A 6562-nucleotide genomic window follows, 5' to 3' on the forward strand; every position below is an offset into this window, starting at 1 on the left:
CAGGCGAGATCATGCAAGCACAACTCCCCATCGATTTTCGCGTCGCAGACGTTGCCAGCGGATCGCAGCGTTTTATGCAGATTCGCTCTCTGCTCGCGGACAGTGACTTAGGCCTGGACAGCGATATCACCACCTTTGTTGAAGCCTGGTCCGGTACCCGGCTGGTGGGTTGTGCGGGCCTGACCGCCAATGTCATCAAATGTGTTGCGGTGGATAAAGCCCTGCGCGGTGAAAACCTCAGCGCACGCTTGCTGGCAGAGGTAGAACACCTGGCGCTCGCACGGGGCCATTTTCATCTGTTTCTGTGTACGCGTCCTTGTAACAAGGAGCGCTTTGCGCACAGCGGGTTCTGGCCTATCGCGCAGAGTGGCAATAACGCTGTGTTAATGGAAAACACACCGTCTGGTGTCAGCCGCTACTGCCGCTCATTGCAGCGCCAGCGCGTGGCTGGCGAACGTATCGGGGCAATAGTGATGAATGCCAACCCCTTTACGCTCGGGCACCGTCATCTGGTGGAACAGGCCGCATTTTCTTGTGACCACTTACATGTGTTCGTGGTGCAGGAAGATGCCTCATTTTTCCCGTTTATGGCGCGTATGAAGATGGTGAAAGCCGGTGTTGCACACCTGCCGAATGTTACCGTCCACGAAGGCTCGGAGTACATCATCTCCCGGGCCACCTTTCCGGCCTATTTCCTCAAAGAGACCGGGAAAGTGCAGCAGGCGTGGAGCGAGATCGATTTGCTGATTTTCCGCAACCATATCGCCCCTGCGCTGGGGATCACCCACCGCTTTATCGGCTCGGAGCCGTTTTGCGACATTACCCGTCAGTACAACCAAACCATGCACAGTCTGCTGGCGGGTGCGGTTGAGGTGGTCGAGATCCCGCGCATTAAAGCCGCGGGCAGTGCCATCTCTGCCTCAGAAGTTCGGCGTTTACTGAAAACGCAGCAGTTTTCCCGTATTCGGGAAATCGTACCGGATACCACTTTCGCGCACCTTGAAATGCACTACCGCGCGGAAGTCGCTTAAAAAACTCAGGATATAAAATATGAAAATTGTTAGGGAGGCGCTGGCCGGGACCATGGAATCCAGTGACCTGATGGTGAAAATTGCCCCTGCAGAAGGTGAGCTGGACATCGTCATCCACAGTGAAGTGATTAAACAGTTCGGCGAACAGATCCGTCAGGTCGTGGCCACCACGCTACGTAATATGGACGTCTACCAGGGGGTCATCATTATCGAAGACAAAGGTGCGCTGGATTGCGTTATCCGTGCCCGTCTGCAAAGCGCCATCCTGCGCGCCAGCGACAGCGACAATATTAACTGGGAGAAACTGCTATGAAAAAACTCCGTCGCAGCATGCTGTTTCTCCCCGGCGCCAATGCCGCCATGCTCTCCACCGCGTTTATCTACCGCCCGGACTCCATCATGTTCGACCTGGAAGATGCGGTAGCTCTGCGTGAAAAAGATACTGCCCGCGTGCTGGTCTTCCACGCTCTGCAGCACCCGATGTACAAAGACATCGAAACCGTTGTTCGCATCAACCCGCTGAACACCCCCTTTGGCCTGAAAGATCTGGAAGCCGTGGTGCGCGCCGGGGTGGACGTGGTTCGTCTACCGAAGACCGACACGCCTGAAGATATCTACGAACTGGAACGCCATCTGGAACGCATTGAAATGGAATGCGGCCGTGAGCTGGGATCTACCCGTGTGATGGCAGCGATCGAATCTGCGATCGGTGTTATCAATGCCGTGGCCATTGCCCGCAGCTCCCAGCGCCTGATCGGCATTGCGCTGGCAGCGTTCGACTACGTGATGGATATGCAAACCGAGCGCGGTGACGGTACCGAACTGTTCTATGCCCGTTGTGCCGTACTGCACGCCGCACGCGCCGCGGGCATCGATGCCTTTGACGTGGTGTGGTCGGATTTGAACGACGAAGCCGGTTTCCTACGAGAAGTCGACCTGATCCGCAAAATGGGCTTCAACGGTAAGTCGCTGATCAACCCTCGTCAGATCGATTTGCTGCATAACGCGTATGCGCCAACCCAGCAGGAAGTCGAGCACGCCAAACACGTCATTGAAGCGGCAGATGAGGGTGAACGTAACGGGCTCGGCGTGGTCTCGCTGAACGGCAAAATGATCGACGGCCCCATCATTAACCACGCGCAGGTTGTACTCGAACGTGCCGCCGCGTCCGGCGTGCGTCGATAAGGACAGAACGATGAATCAGATAGAGCTTCTCCACGTTAATTTTCCGCACCTGCGTGACTTAAAACCGTTTGATACGGCCCATAGCGCAACGCCCTGGCTTGCAGATGTCGAGAGCAAACATAACCGTAAACTGTGTGCCACCCTTGAAGACGCCATTGCCAACAGTGGCCTGAAAGACGGGATGACCATTTCGTTCCATCACGCGTTTCGTGAGGGCGACAGGGTCATTAACAACGTCGTGGCGACCCTGGCGCGCCTGGGCTTTAAAGACCTGACGCTGGCCTCCAGTTCGCTAATGACATGTAACGACAGCCTGATTGAACATATTCAGAATGGCGTGATCACCCGTATCTACACCTCAGGGATGCGCGGTAAGCTGGCGGATGCGATTTCCCATGGCCTGATGGAGGAACCGGTACAGATTCACTCCCACGGCGGTCGCGTGAAGCTGCTGCAGGACGGCGAACTGAACATTGACGTCGCCTTCCTCGGCGTACCGTGCAGTGATGAGTTTGGTAACGCCAACGGCACCCAAGGGAAATCCGCCTGCGGATCGCTGGGTTACGCGATGGTCGACGCTCAGTTTGCCCATAAAGTGGTGCTACTGACCGAAGAACTGGTGCCGTTCCCGAATATGCCAGCCAGCCTGGTGCAGGATCAGGTGGATTATATCGTGCAGGTGGAAAGCGTGGGTGATCCGGCAAAAATCAGCGTCGGTGCCGCCCGTGTGACCAGCAACCCGCGCGAGCTGATGATTGCCCGCTACGCAGCTGATGTAATCGAGCACTCCGGCTACTTCAAAAACGGTTTCTCCATGCAGACCGGTTCCGGCGCGGCGGCCACGGCCTGTACGCTCTTTATGGAAGAGAAGATGGAACGTAGCGGCGTGAAGGCGAGCTTTGCACTGGGCGGCATCACCGGCGGTCTGGTCTCTCTATACGAAAAAGGGCTAATAGCGAAGCTGCTTGATACCCAGTGCTTTGACAGCAAAGCTGCGGCCTCGCTGGCGCGTAACCCGAATCACGTTGAAATCTCCACCAACGTCTATGCCAACCCGGGCAGCAAAGCCGCCTGTTGTGACCAACTGGACGTGGTCATACTTAGTGCGCTGGAAATCGACGTCGACTTTAACGTCAACGTGATTACCGGCTCTGACGGCGTGATGCGCGGTGCATCTGGTGGTCATTGCGACGTAGCGGCTTCTGCCAACCTGACCATTGTGGTGGCCCCTTTACTGCGTACCCGCATTCCGACCGTGGTGAAGCGTGTGACCACGCTGCTGACGCCGGGCGAAAGCATTGATGTGCTGGTCACCGATCACGGCATCGCGGTGAATCCGGCGCGCCCAGAAATCCACGAGCGTCTGGTGGAAGCGGGCCTGAAGGTGGTGGACATTGAGGCGCTTTACGAGCGTGCTATTTCCCTGACCGGCACACCGAAATCGATTGAATTCACCGACCGCATCGTTGGGGTCATTCGCTATCGCGATGGCAGCGTGATTGACGTTGTCCATCAGGTGAAGGAGAGCATCTAATGACATTACTGACGCCCGTAAGAGCGGGCGTCAGCCTTGAGGCACTGCTGACGGCAAAAGAAAACCGTGCGGCGCGTCAGGCTGACTGGCTCTCTCATTATCACCATCCGGTTATCTCCCTGACGTTGGTGACCCCCGGCGCACAGAAAGACAGTATCCGTTACCGCAATACCATGGGCGTGGCGCTGCAGGCGTGTGATCAGCTGCTGTGGCAGAACCGCTGGCCGGTGGTGGACCGTCAGGTGCTGTGGTTGCCGACCGGTGCGGAAGCGCTGTGGTGCGTTGACCATGCGGCGGCGGAAATCAAAGCCCAGTGTATTGAGCTGGAACAGACGCATCCGCTCGGCAGACTGTGGGATTTTGATGTGATCTGCCCAAAAAATGGCCTGGTGGGACGCCAGTCTCTGGATCTCAGAACCCGGCGCTGCCTGGTGTGCGATGAGCCTGCCCACGGTTGTGCCCGTTCGCGCCGTCATTCCATGGAAGAGGTTGTATCACGTGTGGAGACTCTGATCGATGGCTGGTTCGCTCGCGACTAAACTCGCCCGCTTTGATGTCTGGGCGCTGGCGGCAACGGCGCTGCGTCTTGAATTAAATCTCACTCCCAAACCGGGGTTGGTGGATATGGCGAACAACGGTTCGCACAACGATATGGATCACGCGCTGTTTTTGCGCAGTATCTGTGGGGAGGTGATCATTTATGCACGGTAGGATCATCAGGGGAAAATCGGCCGGACGCCTTGAAATACGCGGGTTCGGCGGGCACGGTCTGATTTTGCACGGCCCGCCGAAAAATGAGAGATCATGAAGAAAAATGCGTTAAATTTTGCACTGCTTTGGATTGTTTTTAATGAGTTCTTAGCAGCTTTTTAAAAGCCTTTAAATCACCCTTCCAAACCAAACTACCTTACCTACTACTTCAAAATCATCCGGGACTTTGGTCAAGTTGATAGTGAATGGCTCATATGCCGGGTTTGTACTACTAACTCTTAGTTGTGATCCAGGCAGACGCTGAACACGTTTTACAATCAACTGACCGTCAATGCGAAGTACATAGATTCCTTCTCTTGGATCACGTTCAGCATGGTTAACCAGTATTATATCCTTATCGTTGAGAACCCCTTCCATTGAATCCCCATACACACCAATAACAGATAGTTTTGATGGGTCAGCCTTTAAATAATTAACAACCCAATATCTACGGAAACTTACTGTAAACATTGGACTTTCTTCTTCATTCCATGCGCCATAACCTGCAGCGGCAGAAACGTTGTAACGGGGTACAAAAACAAACTCATTCAGATCAATTGTGTTGCCCTGAACATCAACGGCAGTACCTGAAGTGAACACCGTTGGTGTTGATCCGCTTTCGCCTGGCTTTTCAACGCCTATTAACAACATCTCTACAGACGTGTTGAGTATATGCGCGAGCCTAATAATATGCGTAGCCGTAGGCTCCCTGTCATCATTTTCCCACGCCTGAAGGGTCGACAACGATACCCCCAACAAGTCTGCCACATAGTTTCTGGAGAGCTTTAACTCTTCTCTATGAGCACGAATACGCTTCCCTATTTCACTGGCTGAGTTGTTTTCAAGTTCATCTTTCATATCATGCAAATCTCAATGAGTTATTTTCAACTTTTTCATGTTGACCTTAAGTTATTGAATTGAATTAAAAACAAATCAATCAAGGTCTTTTTGACTCAAAAATAAACCCGAAAACTAACTTATTGAGTAATTTTCAGGTTTACATAACTTAAAAACAGTCCTAATGTATCTATGAGTTGAATCCGGGAGATTAACCAATGAGTACATTTGGGTGCGCAAAAAAAAGCCAGTCAGACTCCGACTGGCACAGGGCTGACATCGTCGCAGCTCTGCACAAACAGGGATGGTCACTACGGAAATTATCCCTACATCATGGTTATAAAAGCGCAGGGGCTTTGAAAAACGCGTTAGATCGCCCCTGGCCAAAAGGTCAAAAAATCATTGCTGATGCTATCGGGATTTCACCCGAAAAGATTTGGCCCACTCGCTATCATAAATCATTTTCAGGTGAATGGAATTGATCATATGACACAGATTAACCTGAAAACGCATTACACAGCTCAAGAACTGGCCGATATGCAACTGCCGGGCATGCCAGAAACGCGTCCAGGAGTGGCTGCACGGGCTAAAAATCATGGCTGGCAATCGCGCGCTAGGGCTGGTCGAGGCGGTGGCTGCGAATACTCGATCGACAGCTTACCGGCTGAAACGCAAGAAGCTATTCGGGAGCGGTTCTACCGGTCAGTCCTGGAAAACCGCTCGCAGGAAGTCGCTGCACGGGAGATAGCCAAGCGCAAAGCGGCGGCGCAAGAAAAAGGCTCCAAGCTGGAGCTGATGCGCCAGTGCCCGGCCCTGCTGGCGCGTGAAGTCCAGCAACTGACCACCCGGCAAAAACAGATTGCCGATGCCCGCGCCGCGTTGGCCATGGAAGTGGAAAAGCTGCGTGATAGCGGCCTTTCACGTACCGCAGCCGTCGCTTACGTCGCGAATAACTCCCGCAATGGGACGTTGCCGGCGCACCTGCATGAAGCCGCAAAACACGCAAACGCCCGGCCGGGTTCAACCCGCACAGGGGTTGGCACGCGCAGCCTGCAGGAATGGCTGACCATTTTTGAGACCACCAAGCCCGGCGTTGAACGTATGGCCATGCTGGCACCTGGCCACCTTAAGGCCAAAAAGCCGGAGCAGATTAAATGGTTGCCGATGTTTCTGGCTCACTGGCGCAGCCTGAATGGGCCATCGTTGCGGGAAGCCTACGCGAGTT

At 54.1% G+C, this 6562-nt stretch carries 8 protein-coding genes and 1 pseudogene; 8 read left to right on the plus strand and 1 reads right to left on the minus strand.

Going from position 1 to position 6562, the window contains the following annotated elements; genetic code table 11:
* Positions 1 to 11: 11 nt before the first annotated feature.
* The 6 genes and pseudogenes from citC to NWP14_RS12715 form a co-directional block, all read left to right on the plus strand.
* Entirely contained in the window at positions 12 to 1031 is a 1020-nt protein-coding gene (citC, locus tag NWP14_RS12690) for a [citrate (pro-3S)-lyase] ligase (protein ID WP_095096286.1), read from the plus strand.
* 19 nt (positions 1032 to 1050) lie between these two features.
* On the plus strand, positions 1051 to 1344 hold the full coding sequence (gene citD / locus NWP14_RS12695) for a citrate lyase acyl carrier protein (protein ID WP_095096288.1): 294 nt from the start codon (positions 1051 to 1053) through the stop codon (positions 1342 to 1344).
* The gene (gene citE / locus NWP14_RS12700; RefSeq protein ID WP_095096291.1) at positions 1341 to 2216 is read left to right on the plus strand and encodes a citrate (pro-3S)-lyase subunit beta; all 876 of its coding nucleotides are present in this window, start codon (positions 1341 to 1343) and stop codon (positions 2214 to 2216) included. Before citD ends, citE begins: the two co-directional genes overlap by 4 nt.
* Positions 2217 to 2226: 10 nt before the next feature.
* Positions 2227 to 3750, plus strand: a complete 1524-nt coding sequence (gene citF / locus NWP14_RS12705) for a citrate lyase subunit alpha (protein ID WP_095096293.1) — start codon at positions 2227 to 2229, stop codon at positions 3748 to 3750.
* On the plus strand, positions 3750 to 4289 hold the full coding sequence (citX, locus tag NWP14_RS12710) for a citrate lyase holo-[acyl-carrier protein] synthase (protein WP_095096294.1): 540 nt from the start codon (positions 3750 to 3752) through the stop codon (positions 4287 to 4289). Before citF ends, citX begins: the two co-directional genes overlap by 1 nt.
* A pseudogene (locus NWP14_RS12715) lies at positions 4267 to 4431 on the plus strand (triphosphoribosyl-dephospho-CoA synthase); the annotation flags it as partial. The gene citX and the pseudogene NWP14_RS12715, both read left to right, overlap by 23 nt.
* Before the next feature lie 198 nt (positions 4432 to 4629).
* On the opposite strand, the gene NWP14_RS12720 reads toward NWP14_RS12715, so the two are convergent.
* A complete protein-coding gene (locus NWP14_RS12720; protein WP_375215409.1) occupies positions 4630 to 5358 on the minus strand; it encodes an XRE family transcriptional regulator in 729 nt (242 codons plus the stop codon).
* Positions 5359 to 5555: 197 nt separating this feature from the next.
* On the opposite strand from NWP14_RS12720, the gene NWP14_RS12725 reads away from it, so the two are divergent.
* Both NWP14_RS12725 and NWP14_RS12730 read left to right on the plus strand, forming a co-directional pair.
* The gene (locus NWP14_RS12725) at positions 5556 to 5819 is read left to right on the plus strand and encodes a transcriptional regulator (RefSeq protein WP_375215410.1); all 264 of its coding nucleotides are present in this window, start codon (positions 5556 to 5558) and stop codon (positions 5817 to 5819) included.
* A 4-nt stretch (positions 5820 to 5823) separates the two neighbouring features.
* A partial coding sequence (locus NWP14_RS12730; protein ID WP_375215411.1) for a DNA-binding protein occupies positions 5824 to 6562 on the plus strand: 739 nt, incomplete at its 3' end.

The organism is Klebsiella sp. C349492 (assembly GCF_042055345.1).
Lineage (GTDB): Bacteria > Pseudomonadota > Gammaproteobacteria > Enterobacterales > Enterobacteriaceae > Klebsiella > Klebsiella scottii.

Coding starts and splice junctions, on each gene's coding strand:
- citC (WP_095096286.1), top strand. CDS start 12: ATGCAAGCACAACTCCCCATCGATTTTCGCGTCGCAGACGTTGCCAGC.
- citD (WP_095096288.1), top strand. CDS start 1,051: ATGAAAATTGTTAGGGAGGCGCTGGCCGGGACCATGGAATCCAGTGAC.
- citE (WP_095096291.1), top strand. CDS start 1,341: ATGAAAAAACTCCGTCGCAGCATGCTGTTTCTCCCCGGCGCCAATGCC.
- citF (WP_095096293.1), top strand. CDS start 2,227: ATGAATCAGATAGAGCTTCTCCACGTTAATTTTCCGCACCTGCGTGAC.
- citX (WP_095096294.1), top strand. CDS start 3,750: ATGACATTACTGACGCCCGTAAGAGCGGGCGTCAGCCTTGAGGCACTG.
- NWP14_RS12720 (WP_375215409.1), bottom strand. CDS start 5,358: ATGAAAGATGAACTTGAAAACAACTCAGCCAGTGAAATAGGGAAGCGT.
- NWP14_RS12725 (WP_375215410.1), top strand. CDS start 5,556: ATGAGTACATTTGGGTGCGCAAAAAAAAGCCAGTCAGACTCCGACTGG.